This is a genomic window from Longimicrobiaceae bacterium, from assembly GCA_036375715.1.
Taxonomy (GTDB): Bacteria; Gemmatimonadota; Gemmatimonadetes; order Longimicrobiales; family Longimicrobiaceae; genus DASVBS01.
Window position 1 is genome coordinate 36523 of the sequence record DASVBS010000046.1, and the last position, 19495, is coordinate 56017.

The following is a 19495-nucleotide window of genomic DNA, read 5'->3' on the forward strand; positions in this document are numbered from 1 at the left end:
CGAATTACTTTCTGGCAATTTTGGATTTTGAATTTTGGATTTCGAATTGGGGGTGGCGCCGAGAATCGAGCCCGGGCGCGGCCCCCAATTCGTAATTCGTAGTTCGTAATTTGCGCCTCAGTCCTTCGGCTTAGCAGTGCGCGTGCCTCGGCTCGATCCCCCGGAGCCGCCGGAGCGGGCGGAGGAGCCCTCGCTGCTGGGGCGGGAGGTGGGCTGGGTGGCGGCGCCGCCGCGATCACCCCGGCGATAGCCTTCACCCTTCACCGCCTTCCCTCCGTTGCTCCTCGATCCGTCCGGCTGCCGCACGATGATTACCCCGGGGTAGCCCCCGTACCATCCCCAGTAGCGCCGGCCATACGGGTAATACCCGTAACCCGGCCCCCACCAGGGATCCCAGACCGGTCCGCGCGGACCGCCGACGCGTGGGGGCACCTGGCGGGCGGAGTTGTCCACCGCGAAGACCTCGGGGTAGGCGAGTGCCACGAGCAGGTCGATCACCCGCGTCGGCACTCCGGCGTCCGCGAGGCGCGTCAGCGTGCGCGCATCGACCGTGAAGCTCTGGTCCCGCTCCACCAGCCACGCCTCCAGGGCCGTCGCGTCGAGGTTCCGGGACGCCTCGATCACGTCGTCCGGGCCGATCCGCGCGGCCGCGGCCATGCGCGCCGCATCCGCGGCGAGGGTTCGATTCTCCAGCGAGGCGCGGATCTCAGCCGGGAGATCAGCGGTGTTGGAGGCCGGTCGATAGCGGACCACCTGGACACCGCTGTTCCCGCCGACACTGACCGCCTGCACGTCGATCCACTCCTGGTCGGGGGCGAAGGCCATCACGCCTGATGAGATGCGCTCGAGTCCTCCCTCGCAATTGAACTGCGAACGGAGGTAGAGGCGCGTCCCGTTGGCGGACCAGGAGGCGCTCTCCCAACCCGTGCATCCCTCTCGCTCCGCCCGGTGCTGTTCGCCGTCCGCGCGGACGGTCGAGCGCGACTCGACCTCGCCGTCGGCGATGCTCACCATCTCCGCGGCGTCCGATTGCGCCGTGGGCACCACGCAGAGCTTGCGGTCGACGTCCGGCGCATCGCTAGGCGCCGCCGCGTCCGCGGTGGGTTCCCAGCACCCGATCCACGCCTGCCAGCGCGGACCCTCGGCCGTCTGCTGCGCCGGCGCCGGCGCAGCAGCCATGAGGAGCAAGCCCGCGACCAGCGCACCGCCGGTCAGTGCACGATTCCGGATCGTGATGTTCATCGGTTCACTCCTCATTGCCTGAAGCTGACGCCGACGGTGATGACGAAGCCCGCCAGGTCGATCGGATCGAATCCCTCGAACGCATCGGAGGGCTCCGCCTCCGCCCAGGTATAACGCCCCTCACCGGTTATGGCCATGCGAGGGGTGATGGTATATTCGAGGCCGGCAAAGGCTTCGGCGGTGGGCGCCCAGCCGTTGGAATCCAGCTCGTCCTCGAAGATGATGGGTGGGTCCGTGGACTCGTCCACGAACTCGCCAGTCTGCCTGAAGCGATACCACATGCCGCCCGCAGCGGCGCCAACGTAAGGCACCAACCGCGCCGGGATCCAGGCGTAACGGCCGACCGAGCGACCCGGCGCGAGCGGATAGAGCCGCACGCCCGCCGTCAAGGGGACGCGTCGGAACTCGGTGCGCTGGAGAATCGGAAGGTCGTCCTCGCCCTCCCAATCCCGGGACTCCGATCGGGCGGAGGAGCCCACATAGCCGACCGATGCCACGAGATCGAGCCGGGGCAGGACGCGGACGCCGACATCCCCGGAAGCCGAGAAGCCGTTGAAATCGCCGCGGCTCAGGGTCAGCTCCTGGCGCACGAAATCAAAGAGGTCGCTGCCTGCGCTGGCGACGCCGAATCCCCCGCGCGCTCCGAGGATCACGTTGGGCTCGTCGAAGAGGAAGCCGCGTCCCGTCTGAGCCTCGGAGGGTGAGGCCGAGGCGGCGAGGGCGAGAGCAAGGCCCACGGCGACGCCGCGGACAGGAAGGGAGAACTGCATGAGGAGACCTCCTGGAGCAACCGGCGGAATCCGAGCGCCACCGGCGCTGCGAAATGCTTCTCTCTGTACCGCTGGCAGTTCGATAGAGTTCCGTGGGACGGGGCCGGGAGCTTGCAGCCAACGTGCCCCAGGACCAGCTTGTATGCGTTGCGGCCGGTACATTACGGGGCCCGCCATGCGGCGCCGCGCAGCGGTGGCCGGCTCGCCGTGAAAGGGCAGCCGTCTCGAGACGTCAGGACGAGCTTGGAACGAGACCTTCGATATCAGAACGTTTTCTCAGGCCGACTCGTGACCACCCTGGACGTCCAACCGAGCTCCGCGGGCGATGTCGACGCGAGGGGCGAACCGATTCGTCAGCTGCTCCTCGCGCTCATCTTCCTGGGCGCCGCCGGGTTGGTGGCGGAACTCCTGCTGCTGGAGCACACCGAGAACGTGTACCAGTGGATGCCACTGGTCATGCTCGCCCTCGTTCTCGTCTTCAGTCTCCTGCTCGGCTTTCGTCCGTCGCCCCGCGTGCTCCGCCTCTTCCGGGGGCTGATGGTCCTCGTCATCCTGGTGGGGTTGGTGGGCATCTACCTGCACTACGACGGCAACCGCGAGTTCGAGCTGGAGATGGACCCTCAGGCGAGCGGCTTCGACTTGCTGTGGAAGGTGCTCCACGGGGCGACCCCCACGCTCGCCCCGGGAGCAATGGTCCAGCTCGGTTTGCTGGGGCTCGTCTTCGCCTATAGACATCCTCTCCTGCGCCTGCGGGCGTAGGTTCTTTCTCCACCCTGGAAGTCTCTCCGCCAGAAACCGATCGGAGGATCGAATGAAACGACTGCTCTCGAAGACGCTGGTCGCGATTTCCTTCGTGGGTCTCATTGCCTGCGGCGGAGAGGCCGCCGATGGTGGCGATGCGGCGGCCGGCGACACCGCCGTCGACTCTATGGCAACCACCGACGCCGACACGACCAGCACGGCACAAGACGCCGCCGGCGGGCTTCTCGACCCCGAGTCCGCCACCCGCGACCAGCTCACCGCCATCCCCGGGATCGATGCTGCCCTCGCCGACTCGCTGATCGCGGCGCGCCCTTTCACTGACATGACGGAGGTGGACTCGATCCTCGCGACCAGCCTGGACGAAGCGCAGCGGGAAGAGGTCTACCGTCGGCTCTGGAAGCGGATCGACCTGAACACTGCCTCGGACGAGGAGATCCTCCTGATCCCCGGTATCGGCGAGCGGATGCTCGGCGAGTTCAAGGAGTACCGTCCGTATCGGGCAATCGAGCAGTTCCGGCGCGAGATCGGCAAGTACGTGGACGAGGAGGAGGTCGCCCGTCTCGAACAGTACGTGGAGATTCGCTGAGCGCGGGGGAGGCAGGGAAGGATGAACGGCGGGGCGCGAGCCAGCTTCATCGGCGTCGACATGGGGACGACCAACACCCGTGTCTGGCGCATCGTCGACGGGCGCATCGTCCAGCGAGTGCAAGCTGGCGTGGGAATCCGCGACTCCGCCGTTGCGGGCAGGCCGGAGGTGCTGTGCGAGGTGCTGCGCAGGCTGCTCCAGCAACTGGACGCGGCGGCTGGGGCCGAGGCCGCACCACCACCCGTCGCCCTGGTCGCGGCCGGGATGATCACCTCCGATCACGGGCTACTGGAGGTCCCGCATCTGCCGGCGCCGGCGGGGCTCCTGGAGCTCTCAGCGGCGGTCCGAGTCTGCAACATGCCGGAACTGTGCGCCCTGACGGTGCATCTGGTCCCGGGGGTGCGGACTGGGGAACCGTTGGTGGCGCGGGAGCGCGTCGGACAGACCGACATCATGCGGGGGGAGGAGACTCTGTGCGTAGGGCTGCACGCCGCGGGTATTCTCCCGGCGGGCGGATCCCTGTTGAACCTCGGATCACACTGGAAAGTGATCCACCTGGACTCCGCCGGGCGGGTCGCACGCAGCGCCACCGCGCTGACCGGGGAGTTGCTACACGCAGCCCAGACCCAGACCCTCCTCGCCGGCTCCGTTCCTTCGGAGCGCCCCGAACGTCTGCATCCCGACTGGGTGGAGGGCGGGCTGCGCGAGGCTCGCGGCTCGGGGCTGGAGCGGGCGCTATTCTGCGTGCGCCTGCTCGAGCAGCGCGCCGAATCCACGCCGGAGCAGCGCCTCTCCTATCTGGTGGGGGCGTTCATAGGCTCCGCGTTGCCCTGGCTCGAGCGGGAGATTCCGCTGCGCGGATCGGTCGCGGTGGCGGGTGGCGGCCCGATCGCCGAGCGGGTCGGGCGCGTACTCGAGCGAATGGGCCGGAAGGCGCGTCTGGTGGACGCAGCGGAGGTGGAAGAGGGGATGGCTCGTGGGCTCGCCCTCATCGCGGCCGAACGGCTACGAGCCGAGCGGAGTAGTACCCCGACTTCGCCCTGATACCCGATATCGAGATCGTGGCCGGAACCTCTTTTCAAATCGTAACGAGCGGCCTATAGTGGTAGCTAATTCCCACAACCCGTGCTGTGCCTGGCCGCGTCCGGGCTGCGCGGGTTCGCGCCCCGTTCGACGCGGGACCCGCGAGATCCGCGGGGTCGATCCCCGTGTCCTCACTCCACGCCTCTCTGGAGACCACCATGTCTGATGGAAAGGGTATCTCCCGTCGGAGCTTCTTCAAGCACTCCACGACCGGGATCGCCGCCGCAGCCGCATTCCCCACCATCATTCCGAGTCGGGCGTTCGGCGCCAACGACCGCGTGAACCTCGCGGTGGTGGGCATTCGGGGGCAGGGAGGTGCACACCTGAGCGGCTTCAGCCGCATCGAGAACGTCCGCATCGCGGCGATCTGCGACGTCGACCAGAACCTCTTTCCCGACCGCGTGAGCGAGTTGCGGGAGCGGACGGGCGAGGAGCCGCGCACGTACACGGATATGCGCCGGCTGTTCGAGAACCGCGACATCGACGCGGTCACTTTCGCCATCCCGAACCACTGGCATGCGCTGGCGTCGATCTGGGCGGCGCAGGCGGGCAAGCACGTGTACGTGGAGAAGCCGTCTTGCCACAGCGTCTGGGAGGGGCGGCAGATGGTCAACGCGGCGCGCGCCAACAATGTGGTGATGCAGGTTGGCTTCCAGAACCGCTCACGCCCGAACGTCAACGCCGCGATCAAGTTCATGCGCGAGGGTGGGATCGGTAAGATCTACATGGCGCGCGGGCTCTGCCACAAAGCACGGCCGAATATCGGCCGCTATCCAGACGGCCCCATGCCCGATGGGTCGGCGCCCTTCTCCTTCACCGTCGGTGGGCGCGGCTCCGTGGGTCCGTACACCCGGGCCTACCTGGACAAGGTGGATTACGACATGTGGATCGGACCGGCTCCGGCGAAGCCGTTCAACCCCAACCGCTTCCACTACAACTGGCACTGGCAGTGGGAGTACGGCAACGGAGACACCGGAAACCAGGGTCCGCACCAGCTCGACGTGGGCCGCTGGGGCCTCGGGCGTGACGACTATCCGGTCAAGATCACCTCTCACGGTGGCACCTTCATCCACACCGATTCGGCCCAGACCACGCCGAACACGCAGACCACGATCTTCGAATACGCCGACGGCACGATCTTCGAGTTCAGCACCCGCGGCCTGCCGACCAACGCCGACGGTGAGATCATGATCGGCGACATCTTCTACGGCAGCGAGGGCCGCCTGGAGATCGACGACGGCGGCAACTGGAAGACCTACATGGGCTACAACAACGAGCCCGGACCGGATTCGTCCAACATCGAGACCGAGGCCTCCGACGCGCGGATCACGGTGGGCACGGGGTCCTCGGGCCACTACGGCAACTTTATCAACGCCGTGCGCTCCGGGAATCCGGCGGATCTGAACTGCGACATCGAGGAGGGCTACCGCTCGAGCGTGCTCGCCCACCTCGCCAACATCTCCTACCGGCTCGGTCGCGAGCTCAAGTTCGACGGCGCCACCGAGACCTTCGTCGGCGACGACGAGGCCAACGCCATGCTCAAGGACGTTTACCGGGAGCCGTTCGTGGTACCGGATCTCTCGGGCCCGAGGACGACGAGTCGGTGAGCTGGAAGCTAGGAGCCAGAATTCTTTGATTCCTGGCTTGGGCGAGAAGGAGCCGGCACCCACGTTGGTGCCGGCTCCTTTTTCGTGTTGGCCTTTTCGCGAGATCTGCGGTGTTTCCGATTTGGTTGGGCGTCCGGAGGGGCTGCAGCCTGTGATGACAGGATTGCTCACAATGAAGGCCAGCGGCCTATCGGCGCTGGCCTTTTTCGTCTGATCGTCCCCGGAGCTGGCCTCGAAGACAGACGCCCGCCTTCTCCCGAGCGCCAGGAATGAAGACAAGAATTCTAGCTTCTAGCTTCCAGCTCCTAGCTAATCTTCCCGCTTCGTAAACGAACACGGCACCAGCCGCGCTTCGCTCGCCGCGCTGTCGCGAAGGATCCAGTCCCAGCAGTCCACGTCGGAGGTGTTCAGGAAGCTGGCGTATTGAACGGGGCCACGGATTCCGCCGCCGAAGCTCTCGGCACGCAGCGTGGACCCGGCGGAGGTCTCCCGGATGGTGCGGCAGACGCGTTTGCCGGAACTCACCGTGTGCGTGCGGAAGTCGTCGACCCAGACGCGGATCGTGCCCACGGCTTCGCTCAGGTTCTCGACGCACAGCATTACGGACCCGTCACGTGGTCCATGCGAGTACGCCCTGTGCCGCGACGGAGCACATGCAGACAGTGCCAGCAGGACCAAGATGGGGAGGGAGAGGCGGCGGATCATGGGGGCTCCCGCGTGCGAGGAAGCAGATTGGAGGAGCGGCAATCAGGGTGAGGGTGGTCGCATGCGGAACAATAGAAATAGGAAGCAGGTTTCGCGCCGTGCGGTCAAGGCCGACGTTGCCTCGCGTCTGGGTCGAAACTGGCGTCCGCCTCCGCGCCAGATCGACAAAAAATCGGCCCCTCCCCGAACCTCCGGGGAGGGACCGTCCATCATGATCCGGTCGACTCAGTAACCGGGGTTCTGCACGATCATCGAGTTACGGTTCAACTCGTCGCGGTGGATCGGCATGAAGTACAGCTTGTCGTCCCACGCGCGCGGCTGAATGACCCGCGTCTCGTAGCGGTAGTCCGTCCAGGTTTCCCGATTGACGCGGTCCGCTCCCTTCAGGAAGATGTTAATGCCGCGAGCATCTTCGCTCAGCTCGTCCGGCGCGATCATCCAGCGACGGACATCGAAGAACCGCTGTTCCTCGAAGGCCATCTCGATGCGCCGTTCGCGACGATAGAGCTGGCGCAGCGAATCCTGGCTGATGCCGGCCGGGATCAGCGGCATGCCAGCCCGGGTGCGAAGCTGGTTCAGCACCCTGATCGCGTCATCCAGCTCGTTCAGCTCGATGGAAGCCTCGGCATAGTTCAGCAGGGTCTCCGCGTAGCGGAAGAAGATCCACGGGACCTCCTGCTTCACGAACTGGTGGTTCACCGACGGGTCGATGAACTTCTTGAGATAGTACCCCGAGTAGGCCCCATTCCAGTCCTCGATCGGACCGTCGCGGGTATCCAGCCCGCCAACGGTGGTGCCGTCAGGCAGCGTCAGCTCGCGGAAGGTCTGGATGATCCCGTAGGGGTCGAGCTCCTTCACATCGTCCGGACGCTCGCGCCAGGGCGCGCCGTCGTACAGGATCGTGGCATAGAACCGCGGATCGCGGTTCTCGTAGGGCGCCGCCGCGTGCTCCGGGTTGTTCCAGTCGAACTCGGTGCCATCCGCCATCAGGAAATCGTCTACCAGGTTCTGGATCGGCGTGTTGCCGCCCCAGTTGTGGTAGCCGTTGGGCCCATTGTGCAGACCCGGATGGTAGCCGTCTCCCCGGTTCACCAGGAAGAACCGGCTCATGATGGCCTCGGAGCTCGTCTTCTGCAGGAAGAGCTCGTGGAAGTTCTGAGCCGCTTCCTCCGGAGACGCGGGATTCGGGGCGAACAGCTCGTAGAGGCCGAGGTTCATCACGTCCTCGTTGGCCTGCTTCGCTGCCCGCCACATCGCCGCGCGATCCTGGGCCGTGGGATAGCCCGTCTCGGCCGTGGCGCCTGCACGATGGTAGAGATCGCTGGCGGCGTAGGTAAGCACCCTGGCTTTCAGCGCGAGCGCGGCGCCCTTGGTGGCGCGGCCCACGTCCGCTCCGCTGTAGCTGAGCGGAAGGAGGTCCGCGGCGGCCTGGGCGTCCGCGACGATGAAGTCCACCGTCTCCTGGAAGCTGTTCCGCGGCACCTCATACTCCTCATTGAGTCCGTAGACTTTGGTGATCAGCGGAACGCCGCCATACATCCGCATCAGGTTGTGGTAGAAGTAGGCCCGGAGGAAGAGCGCCTCTCCCTTCATCCGGTTCTTCAGTTCCTCGTCGAAATCGGTCTGTTCGATATTCTCGAGGAAGATGTTCGTCTGACGGATGCGGAAGTAGTTGTTCGACCAGTCGAAATGGTCGAAGCGGCCATCGTCGATGGCGCCGCGATCGCTCGAGGTGAGCGTCGCCTGGACCACGTCGCTGGTGCTGTAGTCGTGGATGAAGTGGGACTCATCGGTCATCGACGAGAGCATGATCTCGTACAGGCCGTGCCCCATCCCGATGTAGATGTCGTTCAGGAACGTCTCGGCCAGAGACGGATCGGCGAATACCGCCTCGTCCGAGATCTGATCTACTGGAGACAGGTCCAGGACGTCGTTGTCGCAACCCGTCAGGCCGAGCAGGACCAGCGTCGCTGCCGCGGCGGTGCGAATCTGTCGTCTCATTATTGTCAGTCCTCAGAACGTGGCGGATGCGCCGATGTTGAAGACGCGCTTCTGCGGGTAGTACTGACCCGAGCTGCTCCGCGCCTCCGGATCCATCAGCTTGAACTTGTCCCAGGTGACGAGGTTGAACCCGCTCACGTACAGCCGCAGGTTGCTCATCCCCAACTGGTCAAGCACGCTGTCCGGAACGCGGTAACCAAGCTCGAGCGTCTTCAGACGCACGTAGTCCGTCGAGCGCAGGAAGTACGTGTTGTTGTTGGAAACCCAGTACTCGTCCTGCCGGTTGTACGCCCGCGGATGCTTGTCGTTAGGCGCGTCGGGCCGCCAGCGCTTGTCCGCGTAGTCCTTCAGGTAGTTGCCGATGTCGCCCGACTCGGTCTCCAGGTACTGGACCGCTCCCCAGGCGCCCTGGAAGAAGGCGGTGACGTCGAAGTCCTTCACCTGCGCACCGAGCGTCAAGCCACCGGTCCAGGTGGGCTCGCCGTTCTTGTTGATCCGCACCCGGTCGTCGGAGGTGATCTCGTTGTCGCCGTTGACATCCTCGAAGATGATGTCCCCGGGCATGGCACCCGGCCAGTGCGGGTACGCCTCGAGGGCCGCCGAGTCCTCGAACACGCCGATCGCCCTGTAATAGAGACCGGTGTTCATCTTATGGCCGGTCGACTTCTGATAGTCCGGCGCGCCGGGCGGCTCGTCCCAGTACTTGATGCGGTTCTGGGCGTAGCCGAAGTTCAGTGTGATGTCGTAGGAGATCTCCGGCGCCACCGCCTCCCGCCACATCAGCGAGCCGTCGTAGCCCCAGCTCTCCACCTGGCCGATGTTCTCACGCGGCAGGCTGAGGCCGGTCGTCTGCGGAACCGACGCGTTGCGATAGTGCAGAATGTCGTCGCGCAGATAGCTGAAGTAGTCCAGCTCGAAGGCCAGACGACCGGAGAGCATCTGGCCGTCCAGACCGATGTCCAGCTGGTTGGCAACCTCCCAGGTTACATCCGGGTTGGGCGTGCGGGTCTGGTAGATGCTCTTGACCTCGTTGTTCACGCCGAAGACGTAACCCCCGCCGAAGCCATAGGTCGCCATGTACTGCCACTGGTCGATCCGGTCGTTACCGGTCTGACCCCAGGAGGCACGCAGCTTCAGGTCGTCAAAGACGGGCAGCGCATTCTGGAAGAACGGCTCTTCCGAGATTCGCCATCCCGCCGAGACCGCCGGGAAGAAGCCGAAGCGCTTGTCCTTGGGGAAGATGTACGACCCGTCGTAGCGGCCGATGAACTCGAGCAGGTACTTGTCGGCGAAGTCGTAGTTCAGTCGGGTGAAGTAGTTCTGCCGCGCTCCGTGGCCGGCGCTGCCCCAGTTGTCCATCTCCGCCTCACCGCCCGCGAACATCTGGTCGATCTCGGAGGAGATGAAGTACTTGCGGAAGGCACCGAGGTTGGAGTCCTTGGACGTCTGCCGCTCGACACCGCCCAGGATCGACACCGAGTGGTCGCCGAAGTCCCGCTGGTACTGCGCGACCAGGTTCAGGAGGACGTCGGTGTCGCGATAGTCCGTCTGACTCAGCTCGGGGTCGCTGAAGCCGCGCTGGGCCGGCGTGAGAACCGGCTCACCGTTCTCGTCCCGGGTGACGTAGTCCCAGGTGTACAGCGTCCAGGGCGTCCGCCACTGCTTCTGGTACCGGAACATCTCGTCGTAGGCGGCGTTCGCGCGGAAGGTCAGCCCGTCGACGCCCGGCACCGTGATGTCGAAGCCCAGGTTCCCCTGCAGGAAATACCGCTCGTCGTTGTCGTAGCCCGTCGCAGGGGTTCCGATCACGACCGGGTTGTCACCGTACTCGATGTCCGGCCCCGGCAGCCCGTTCGGCCAGTAGGCAGGCAGGTTGGGCTTACCGCGCATGATGGAGCGGAAGATCGCGCCCGCGCTGCGGTTCGGGAAGTTACGGTCCTCCAACCGGCCGCTGACGTCGAAGCGGAGGTTCAGCCAGTCGGTGACCTGACCGTCGATGTTGCTGCGGAAGCTGTACTGGTTGTAGCGAGTGGCGCTGTTCCGGTAGAAACCGTCCTCGGTGAGGCCGCCCAGGGAGAGATAGTAGCTCACCCGCTCGGCGCCTCCGCGCAGCGAGATGTCTCCTCGGGTCTGCGTCGACAGCGGCTTGATCACCTCGTCGAACCAGTCGGTGTTCGGGTACAGCCAGGGATCGGCGTTCGGATCCCGGTAGTTCGCGATCTCATCCTGGGAGTAGCGCGGCTGCCGGCCCCGGTAGATGTCGATCTCGTTGAGCATCTCCATGTAGGTGGCCGCGTCGGCCATCTCCGGGATGCGGGTGGGCTGGTTGAAGCCCTGGTTGATGTTCATCGACAGCTGCGGGGCGCCGGGCCTACCGCGCTTGGTGGTGATCAGGATCACGCCATTGGCCGCGCGCGATCCGTAGATCGCCGCCGACGCGTCCTTCAGCACCGAGATGCTCTCGATGTCCTGCGGGTTGAGGCGCTCGAGACCACCGGCGCGGTCCGGAACGCCGTCGATCACGATGAGCGGGCTGTTGTTGTTCAGGGTCTGGCTACCGCGGATGCGGATCGAGGAGCCGTCGTAACCAGGCTCGCCGCTCGAGTTGACGGTGACCACACCCGGCAGCCTGCCGCCGATCGTGTTGGAGACGTTGACCGCCGGCGTGTTCTCGATCGCGTCGCCGGAGATCGCGCTCACGGAGCCAGTCAGGGTCGCCTTTCGTTGCGTGCCGTAGCCGACCGCCACGATCCCCTCGAGCTGCACCGCCGATGCGGACAGCACCAGGTTAGCCGTGGCGCTCTGGCCCGCCGTGACCGTGACCGTGGTGGTCGCCTGCGTGTAGCCGATCATGCTTGCCTGGAGGGTCTGTTGGCCCGCCGGCACGCCCGTCAGGGTGTAGCGCCCGTCGGCGTCCGTGAGCCCAACGATCCCCGTTCCCTGCACGGTCACGCTCGCGCCGGAGAGGGGACTGCCGTCGTCCCCGGTCACTGTGCCCGTGACCTGACCCGTTGCCTGCGCCGAGAGTGACCCGTGCGAGGCAAGCAGGGCGGCTGCCACGATGGCCAGCAACCATCGCTTGCCGTACCTGAGTCCTTTCATCCGAAACCTCCAGAGGGGTTGGGAGGAATCCCATCAGCCATCACGAGCGGCGATCGAGATGGCCGATGGGTACAACGCCGGGTGCTTGGAACAGCCCCGGCCGAAATAGTTCAAAGCTCTGGAATTGTCGGTGACTGGCGACGCCGAGCTCGGTGTTTCTCCATGACCGGCTGCGGCGGTGCCCGGACGCACGAGCCTCCGGGCGGCGAACCATCTAGCGACGGTCGGCCACGCGACCCCTGATTCTTCGGAAATGCCGGACTCGCGCGATTCGGTGAGATAAGCGCGCGTCGAAATCGACGGTGTTCGTTTGGGGTTTCAAGTCGAGCGATACACCGATAATGTACCGCCGCCGGTTAGTCAACAGGTCCGCGCCACCTGGCTTTTTCTCCCCTACCCCCCGGTTCACCCGATGAATCGCGCCCCGAGTCAGCACAGGAATCTCCGTATCTTGCGTTTATCCAAGGACTTGTGGCGGATCGCGGCGACCTTTTTGGTCGCTTCCTGTACGGTCGTGGAGACGGGTGGAGCGCGAGTGGGGACGGCGGACGAAGAGGTGATCGAGGTCACCCTGCACCCCGACCGGGAGCGCCAGACGATCCACAACTTCGGCGCCTCCGACGCCTGGAGCATCCAGTTCGTGGGCGAACACTGGCCGGAGGTCAAGCGGGAGCGCATCGCGGACCTGCTCTTCAGCACCGACACGACCGCGGATGGATCCCCGATCGGGATCGGCTTGAGCGCCTGGCGCTTCAACCTCGGTGCGGGGAGCGTGGAGCAGGGCAGGGAGAGCGGGATCCGTGACCGCTGGCGCCGAGCCGAGTCCTTCCTGCGCGCCGACGGCTCGTTCGATGCCGCGGCGCAGCCAGGCCAGCGTGCCTTCCTCCGGGCGGCGCGCGCGCGAGGCGTCGAGCAGTTCTACGCCTTCACCAACAGCCCGCCGGTGGCAATCACCCGGAACGGTCGGGCCCACTCCAGCGGCGGAGACGCCGCCAACCTCGCTCCGGAGCGCTATGCCGACTACGCGCGCGTCCTGGTGCGCGCGCTCGACGAGATCCGCCGGACCGACGGCGTGACCTTCACCTATGTCAGCCCGGTGAACGAGCCCCAATGGGATTGGACGGGAGGGCAGGAGGGGGGCCCCTGGAGGAATGAGGAGATCGCGGCCTTCGCGCGCGAGCTCAGCGGCGCGCTGGTCGAAGCGGGACTCCCGACCCGGATCGAGCTGGCCGAGACCGCCCGGCTCAACTACCTCTACGAGACCGCCGACAAGCCCACCCGCGGAGCACAGGCGCGAGCCTTCTTCGATCCCGCATCACCCCACTTCGTGGGCGATCTCCCCCACGTCTCCCCGAGCCTCGCCGCGCACAGCTATTTCACCACCTATCCGGCCGACACTCTGCGCTCGGTGCGGCGGCGGGTGCGCGAGGAGCTGCGGGCCGTCGACCCCGAGCTCGAGCTGGTCATCAGCGAGTACTGCGTGCTGGAGGACAACCCGCTGATCGAGGGCAGCGGTCGTGACCTGGGGATGAACACTGCCCTGTATGTGACCGGGGTGATTCACTCCGACCTGGTGGACGCGGAGGCGAGCGCCTGGCAGTGGTGGCTCGCCGTGAGCCCCTACGACTACAAGGACGGCCTGATCTACATCGACCGCGATACGCTGGACGGCGCTGTCTACGAGTCGAAGCTGTTGTGGGCGTTGGGACATTACTCCCGCTTCGTCCGTCCGGGCATGCGGCGCATCGAGGTCACCGCCCGGGACACCGTGCTCGTAAACGGCACCGACGCTGAGCTGCTCACCTCCGCTTATCGGGATCCCGTCACCGGCCGGATGGTCGCCGTCCTCGTCAACCGAGGCGAGGAGGCTCGGCGGGTGAGGCTGATCGGGATGCGGGGGGGAGCGGTCTACCGCACTACGGAGGATCCGGATGTGAACCTGCGGCGCGACGGGAGCCTATCCGCGGAGGGGGAGCTGCTGGTACCGGGGAGGAGTCTGGTGACGGTGGCGGGGGAGGGAGTGACAGGGTGACAAGGTGACAAGGTGACAAGGTGACAAGGTGAACGGCACGCAGGGCATCCATCCGAGCCACACGCCATCCACGATTGCGTTGACCAGCACGGCAGCATCCGATTCCGCGCCGCCGTTCACCTTGTCACCTTGTCACTGTTCACCCACCGTGCCCTCAATACCCCGGGTTCTGCGAGATATTTGAATTCAGATCCACCTCCTTCTGCGGAATGGGCCAGAGCATGTCGCGCGCGGGATCGAACGAGCGGAAATCGGCCGGGATGGTCTGCAGGTTTCCGTTCTCGTCGATGTAGTCGATCCCGTAGTGCTGACCCGCCATCACCTGCTGGGCGATGCCCCAGCGCCGGATGTCGAACAGGCGTAGCCCTTCGAAGGCCAGCTCGATACGCCGCTCGTGCCGCACGATCTCACGCAGCTCATCCTGCGTGTGCGGCGGCGTGATCTCCGGCATGTCCGCCCGGGAACGCACCGCGTTGATGGCGTCGTAGACCGTCTGATCGATCTGGTTCAGCTCGATCTTGGCTTCGGCGTACATCAACAGGACGTCCGCATAGCGCATCAGGATGAAGTCCACGCCGCTGTTGCCGCGATCGTTCTTATCCTCCGGGTTTACGTACTTGATGAACTGGTACCCGGTGGCGGTGGCGTTGAAGTCGCTGCGCACCTGGTCGGGCGTGGTGCTGCTCGGCAGCGAGTTGTACACGACCCCGTCGAAGAGTGCGCCGGGATACAGCAGGGTCGAGTACATCCGCGGATCACGGTTCTCGTACGGGTTGTCCGGGTCGAAGAGCGGAGACTCGTCGATGGGCAGCCCGTCGATCATGTGGTAGTCGTCCACCAGCGAGCGGAGCGGGGTGAAGGTGCTCCCTCCCTGGAAGGAGCGCGGGCCGTAGTCCGCGAACGCCCCTTGCGGACGGATGGTCTGGGCACGGCGGTCGGCGAAGATGATCTCCCGACTCTCGTCGCCGGCGTAGCGGGTGAGATTATGGTAATCAGGCTCCAGGATGTACTCCCCGCTGGCCATGACCTCCTGCGCCGCGGCCACCACGGTGTTCCAGTCGTTCGCCCAGAGGGCCGCACGGGCCTTGTAGCCGAGTGCCGCACCACGGGTGGCGCGCCCGTACTGCTCCGGAGGGTACTCCGACCTCTCGGGGAGCACTGCTGCGGCCGCGTCCAGGTCGGCGTAGATCTGCTCCTGGATCTGGGCTCGCGGCGTGCGCGTCACGCTGGATGCGGCCGCGATGTCGTCCAGCGGCTCCAGCACCAGCGGTACGTCGCCGAAGAGGTTGATGAGGTACATGTAGTGGAAGGCGCGATGGAAGCGCGTCTCGGCGATGAGCCGCTCCTTGAGCCCCGCATCGATCGCCTCGATCTCGTCGATGTGCGCGAGGATCTCGTTGGCCCGGCGAATCGAGCGGTAGGAGTCCGCCCAGAAATCACCGAAGTTGCCGTTGAGCGGCGTGGCCGCGCCCTGCCCGATGGAGTACCAGTTGTCGAACGATTTCTGCGCCCAGGCGTTGTCGGTCAACGCGTCGAGCTGATACGCGATGCGGTTCGTCCGGTTGGTGCCTCCCGCCTGGTAGAGCTGGTAGAGGGCGTTCACCGCCAGCTCCGCATCCTTCTGCTGCGTCCAGAAGATCGCGTCGGATACCTCGTCGGGTGGCCGCGTCTCCAGGAAGCTGTCGTCGCACGCTGCCACCACGATGGCCCCTCCCAGTAGGAGGGCGAGTGCTCTATGTCGTTTCATGAGTATTCGCAATCACCAAGTCGTTGGATAACCCTGTCGCAGGCGCCACGCGCCCGCGAGCGCCGCCTCAGAATCCGATGCTCGTGCCGAACGAGATCGTGCGCGTCTGCGGATACACGGTTCCGCGGCCGCTCGGGAACTCCGGATCGAGCAGCAGGTCCTGGTCGGTGAACGTCAGGAGATTCTGACCGGAGATGTAGATCCTCATCCGGTCGATCCTCAGCCGCTCCGTGACCGACAGCGGCAGGGTGTAGCCGATCTGGGCGTTGCGCAGCTTGATGTACGAAGCGTCCTGCACCCAGAAGGAGTTCCGGTCACCGAAGTTGTGGTGCACCTGGAGCGCCGGCTTGGGCATGCGTGCATGCGGATCGGGGTTGTCCGGCGTCCAGCGGTCGAGCCACGCCTCGGTGGTGAAATTCTCCCACACGGGCCCCTCTACCAGCGCGCCCTCGAGGTACGCGTCCACCTTCAGCACGCCCTGAAAGAACGCGCTCACGTCGAAGCCTTTCCAGCTGGCGGCGAGGTTCGAGCCGACGGTGTAGCGAGGCAGATCGTTGCCGACCACCGTGCGATCGTCGGCGTTGATGATGCCGTCGTTGTTCTGATCGACGAACTTGATGTCGCCCGGCCCGGTGAGCGGGTTCTGCTGGGCGTGAGCATCCACCTCGGCCTGGTCCACGAAGAGACCATCCGCCTCGTACGCCCACATCGTCCCCAGCGGCAGGCCTTCCTGGATGATGAAGACGCCGTTGATGTAGGGTCCAGTGCCCTTGAGATCGAGGACCTTGTTCTTGTTGTCCGAGAGATTGAACCCCAGCGAGTAGCTACCGTCTCGGAAGGTGTCCTGCCAGTTGAGGGCCGCCTCCCAGCCGCGGTTCTCGATGGAGCCGGCGTTCTGGGTGGGCTCACCCAGGCCCATGATGTCCGGGATGGGGAGCTCGATGAGGTTGCCAGTCGTCACCTTCCGATAGATGTCTCCGATGAAGCTGAGGCGGCCATCGAACAGGGAGATGTCGATGCCGAAGTCCGTCATCTCCGTGGTCTCCCAGGAGATGTCGCGGTTGGCGAGATCTTCCTTGGCGGCGCCCGGAGTAAGGGTGCTGCCGAAGAGGTAATCCCGGCCGAATTCGATGCTACCGAAGTAGCGATAGAGGCCGATGTTCTGGTTCCCCATCTCACCCCAGGAGGCGCGCAGCTTCAGCTCGTTCACCCAGGGAACGTTGAAGAAGTGCTCCTGTGAGATGCGCCATGCGCCGGAGACGGAGGGGAAGAAGCCGAAGCGATTCCCCTCGGCGAAGCGGCTCGAACCGTCGTAGCGGGCACTCAGCTCGAGCAGGTAGCGGTCGTCGAAGCCATAAGACAGGCGTCCGAAACCCGAGCGGAGCCGCCAGGCCTCGGAGGTGCCCCAGTTGCCGTCGCGGCTCGCATCGCCGGCGTTGATCTCCTGCAGCTCGTTGCTGTAGAAGACGTCGCGGTCGGCGCGGATCTCGTCCCAGTCGAACTGTGTCTGGTCGTATCCGAGGGTGGCCGAGACGCTGTGGCGGTCGAAGGTGCGATCGAGGTCGAGTTGTCCCCGGAGGTAGTACTCACGGGTGGTCGACTTGCGGCGGTCGAGCCGGTTGGTGTCGATCGACCTGCGCACGATCGAGGGGTCGAAGAAGTCACGGAACTCCGCCTGGTTGCGCCAGTAGGCGTAGTCCCAGTTGTCCACGTCCGCCGAAGCCTGGGTGCGCACCGCCAGCCAGTCGAAGAGCTGGTAGTCCGCCTTGGTGTTCAGCGTCCCGTGATAGGTGGTGCGGTCGACCGTACCCCACGCCTCGGCGTAGGCCAGCGGGTTGTGGTTGTTGCGGCTCCAGCCATAGGTGCCGTCCGGGTACTTCGCCATCACCGTGGGAGGCGTGTCGTGGAAGGCCCGGAAGTACACCTCTCCCTGGTTGCTCGACTCCTCGTACCAGTTGCGCCGCAGGGCGAGGTCGGCGCCGGCGGTGAGCCGGCTGGTCAAGTTGAAGTCGGTGTTCAGCCGCAGCCCGTACCGATTGGCCGCGGTGTTCGGCAGCATCCCATCCTGGTCGAAGTAGTTCAGGGAGAGATTGAAGCGCGCGAGATCGTTGCCGCCGACCACGCCCAGGGTGTGGTCCATGATCGGGGCAGGGTCGTAGAGCACGTCGATCCAGTCGGTCCACGGATACTGCAGCGGGTCGACGCTCGGATCGCCGCGCAGCGCCTTCTCGGTATTGGAGATGTACTCCTCGCTGTAGAAGTTGGGCGGCTGCCCGGCATTGACGCGCGCCTCGTTGATGAGCGTGAGGTAGTCCCGCGGGCCGACCGCCTTCGGCATCGTGCCCACGCCCTGGATGCCGTAGTAGCCGTCATAGGTGACCTGAAGCCGCCCGGTGGCGGTGCCGCGCTTGGTGGTGATCAGGATCACCCCATTCGCGGCTCGCGAGCCGTAGATGGCGGCGGACGAAGCGTCCTTCAGCACCGAGATGCTGGCGATGTCGAGGGGGTTGATCTGGTTGATGTCGCCCTCGATGCCGTCGATCAGGACGAGCGGGGTGGTGCTGTTCTGGATCGATCCGCGGCCGCGGATGTTGAACTGGATCGACTGGGCGCCCGGCTGCGAGGAGCGCTGGATCACCGTCAGCCCGGGCGTGGTCCCGGCGAGCGCCTCGGTGATCCGGGCGATCGGCCGCGACTCGAGCTGTTCGGTGGAGACGCTGGCCACCGCTCCGGTGATGTCGGCGCGGCGTTGCGTGCCATATCCGACCGCCACCACGCCCTCCAGCTCCACTGCGGAAGAGGTGAGCTGGAAGTTCTGCTCCACTGCCTGCCCGGCCGCTATCGTGACCGTGGCCTCCTGCTCCGTGTAGCCGATGAGCACCGCGCGGATCGTGCGCTGGCCTGGCTGGACGCCGGAGATGGTGTAGCGACCATCCTGTCCCGAGAGCGCGCCCGCGGCCGTCCCGACTACCGAAATACTGGCCCCGGCCAGAGGCTGTCCGTTCTCGTCCGTCACCGTCCCGAACACCTGCCCCGTCACCTGCGCCGCCGTGGCCGATGGCACAGCGATCAACGCCGTAGCCGTCAGCGCGAGCAGCCTACCTCGCACGGACTGGAGTGGACTCATTCTGCACCTCCAGGGGAAGGAAAACGCCCCACCGCGCCTGGGCCGGATGGTCCGGGACGCCGGGGGCGTGGGTTCGGGCGCGTGCGAGCGCCCGGCGGGAGACGGAGGGATTAAACCAGCAGGACCGCGGAGGGGCTCCGACGGTGGCCGTGGTCATGGTTGCTGGAAGAGCGATCGCGTCGGCCCGCGGGGGCCGGCGTGTGGAGGCGCGGCACCGGAGCAGGAGCGCTCCGGCAGGTACACTGCACCGGACTTTCGGCTGCGGCCGACGGCGCGGCCGCCTGACACTTACCGAATACCGAGCTTATCGTGCACGCCGCGGCGTCTCGTCTCCACTTGGGGAAGGGGTGGCGGGAGCCGTGGTGGAAGTGCCGGTGGGCTTTGTTCCATCGATATCGTTGGAACCAGGGGAAGTCAAGGGGCAGGGGAGGTGGGGCAGGGGTGGGGGAGGTTGCGGGACAAGGAGACAAGGAGAAGAGGAGACAAGGAGGAACGGGCCAGCGGGTGCAGACGCAGCGAGGGTACAGACCGGCCACATAGGTAACAGTTTAAACCGGGCACATAGGTAACACACAGCGCAAACTAGAGCACCCCGAACTTGGAGGTGCTCGATGCCCTGGAGTGAGACCTGCCCGATGGAAGAGCGAGCGCGGTTTGTACTCGAGGCTCTCGAGGGCTGGACCTCGATGAGCGAGATCTGCCAGAAGTTCGGGATCAGTCGGCGGATTGGT

At 65.6% G+C, this 19495-nt stretch carries 12 protein-coding genes; 5 read left to right on the forward strand and 7 right to left on the reverse strand.

Annotation, left to right across the window (positions count from 1 at the left end; all coding sequences use genetic code 11):
• Positions 1-117 precede the first annotated feature (117 nt).
• Together VF167_09025 and VF167_09030 are read right to left on the reverse strand one after the other, a co-directional pair.
• Positions 118-1242: a hypothetical protein gene (locus tag VF167_09025; GenBank protein HEX6925561.1), complete on the reverse strand. Its 1125-nt coding sequence runs from the start codon at positions 1240-1242 to the stop codon at positions 118-120.
• A gap of 11 nt (positions 1243-1253) precedes the next feature.
• On the reverse strand, positions 1254-2012 hold the full coding sequence (locus VF167_09030) for a hypothetical protein (protein ID HEX6925562.1): 759 nt from the start codon (positions 2010-2012) through the stop codon (positions 1254-1256).
• A gap of 288 nt (positions 2013-2300) precedes the next feature.
• Here VF167_09030 and VF167_09035 point away from each other — a divergent pair, with 288 nt between their 5' ends.
• From VF167_09035 to VF167_09050, 4 genes are all read left to right on the forward strand, one after another.
• Entirely contained in the window at positions 2301-2771 is a 471-nt protein-coding gene (locus tag VF167_09035; protein HEX6925563.1) for a hypothetical protein, read from the forward strand.
• 52 nt (positions 2772-2823) lie between these two features.
• Entirely contained in the window at positions 2824-3360 is a 537-nt protein-coding gene (locus VF167_09040; GenBank protein ID HEX6925564.1) for a hypothetical protein, read from the forward strand.
• Between the two features lie 21 nt (positions 3361-3381).
• A complete protein-coding gene (locus tag VF167_09045; GenBank protein ID HEX6925565.1) occupies positions 3382-4404 on the forward strand; it encodes a 2-dehydro-3-deoxygalactonokinase in 1023 nt (340 codons plus the stop codon).
• A 197-nt stretch (positions 4405-4601) separates the two neighbouring features.
• Positions 4602-6050 carry a Gfo/Idh/MocA family oxidoreductase gene (locus VF167_09050; protein HEX6925566.1) on the forward strand — a complete coding sequence of 483 codons (1449 nt, stop codon included), beginning with the start codon at positions 4602-4604 and terminating at the stop codon, positions 6048-6050.
• Between the two features lie 309 nt (positions 6051-6359).
• Here the strand turns inward: VF167_09050 and VF167_09055 are convergent, their stop codons facing one another.
• The 3 genes from VF167_09055 to VF167_09065 form a co-directional block, all read right to left on the reverse strand.
• Positions 6360-6650 (reverse strand): hypothetical protein, encoded by a 291-nt coding sequence (locus VF167_09055; GenBank protein HEX6925567.1) that lies wholly within the window; start codon positions 6648-6650, stop codon positions 6360-6362.
• A gap of 330 nt (positions 6651-6980) precedes the next feature.
• A complete protein-coding gene (locus VF167_09060; protein HEX6925568.1) occupies positions 6981-8756 on the reverse strand; it encodes a RagB/SusD family nutrient uptake outer membrane protein in 1776 nt (591 codons plus the stop codon).
• Positions 8757-8768: 12 nt separating this feature from the next.
• Positions 8769-11858 carry a TonB-dependent receptor gene (locus tag VF167_09065; protein ID HEX6925569.1) on the reverse strand — a complete coding sequence of 1030 codons (3090 nt, stop codon included), beginning with the start codon at positions 11856-11858 and terminating at the stop codon, positions 8769-8771.
• 493 nt (positions 11859-12351) lie between these two features.
• Between VF167_09065 and VF167_09070 the strand changes: the two genes are divergently transcribed.
• Positions 12352-13890, forward strand: a complete 1539-nt coding sequence (locus VF167_09070) for a glycoside hydrolase (GenBank protein HEX6925570.1) — start codon at positions 12352-12354, stop codon at positions 13888-13890.
• Between the two features lie 154 nt (positions 13891-14044).
• Here the strand turns inward: VF167_09070 and VF167_09075 are convergent, their stop codons facing one another.
• Together VF167_09075 and VF167_09080 are read right to left on the reverse strand one after the other, a co-directional pair.
• On the reverse strand, positions 14045-15637 hold the full coding sequence (locus tag VF167_09075) for a RagB/SusD family nutrient uptake outer membrane protein (protein HEX6925571.1): 1593 nt from the start codon (positions 15635-15637) through the stop codon (positions 14045-14047).
• A gap of 67 nt (positions 15638-15704) precedes the next feature.
• Positions 15705-18764 carry a TonB-dependent receptor gene (locus tag VF167_09080; protein HEX6925572.1) on the reverse strand — a complete coding sequence of 1020 codons (3060 nt, stop codon included), beginning with the start codon at positions 18762-18764 and terminating at the stop codon, positions 15705-15707.
• Between the last annotated feature and the right edge of the window lie 731 nt (positions 18765-19495).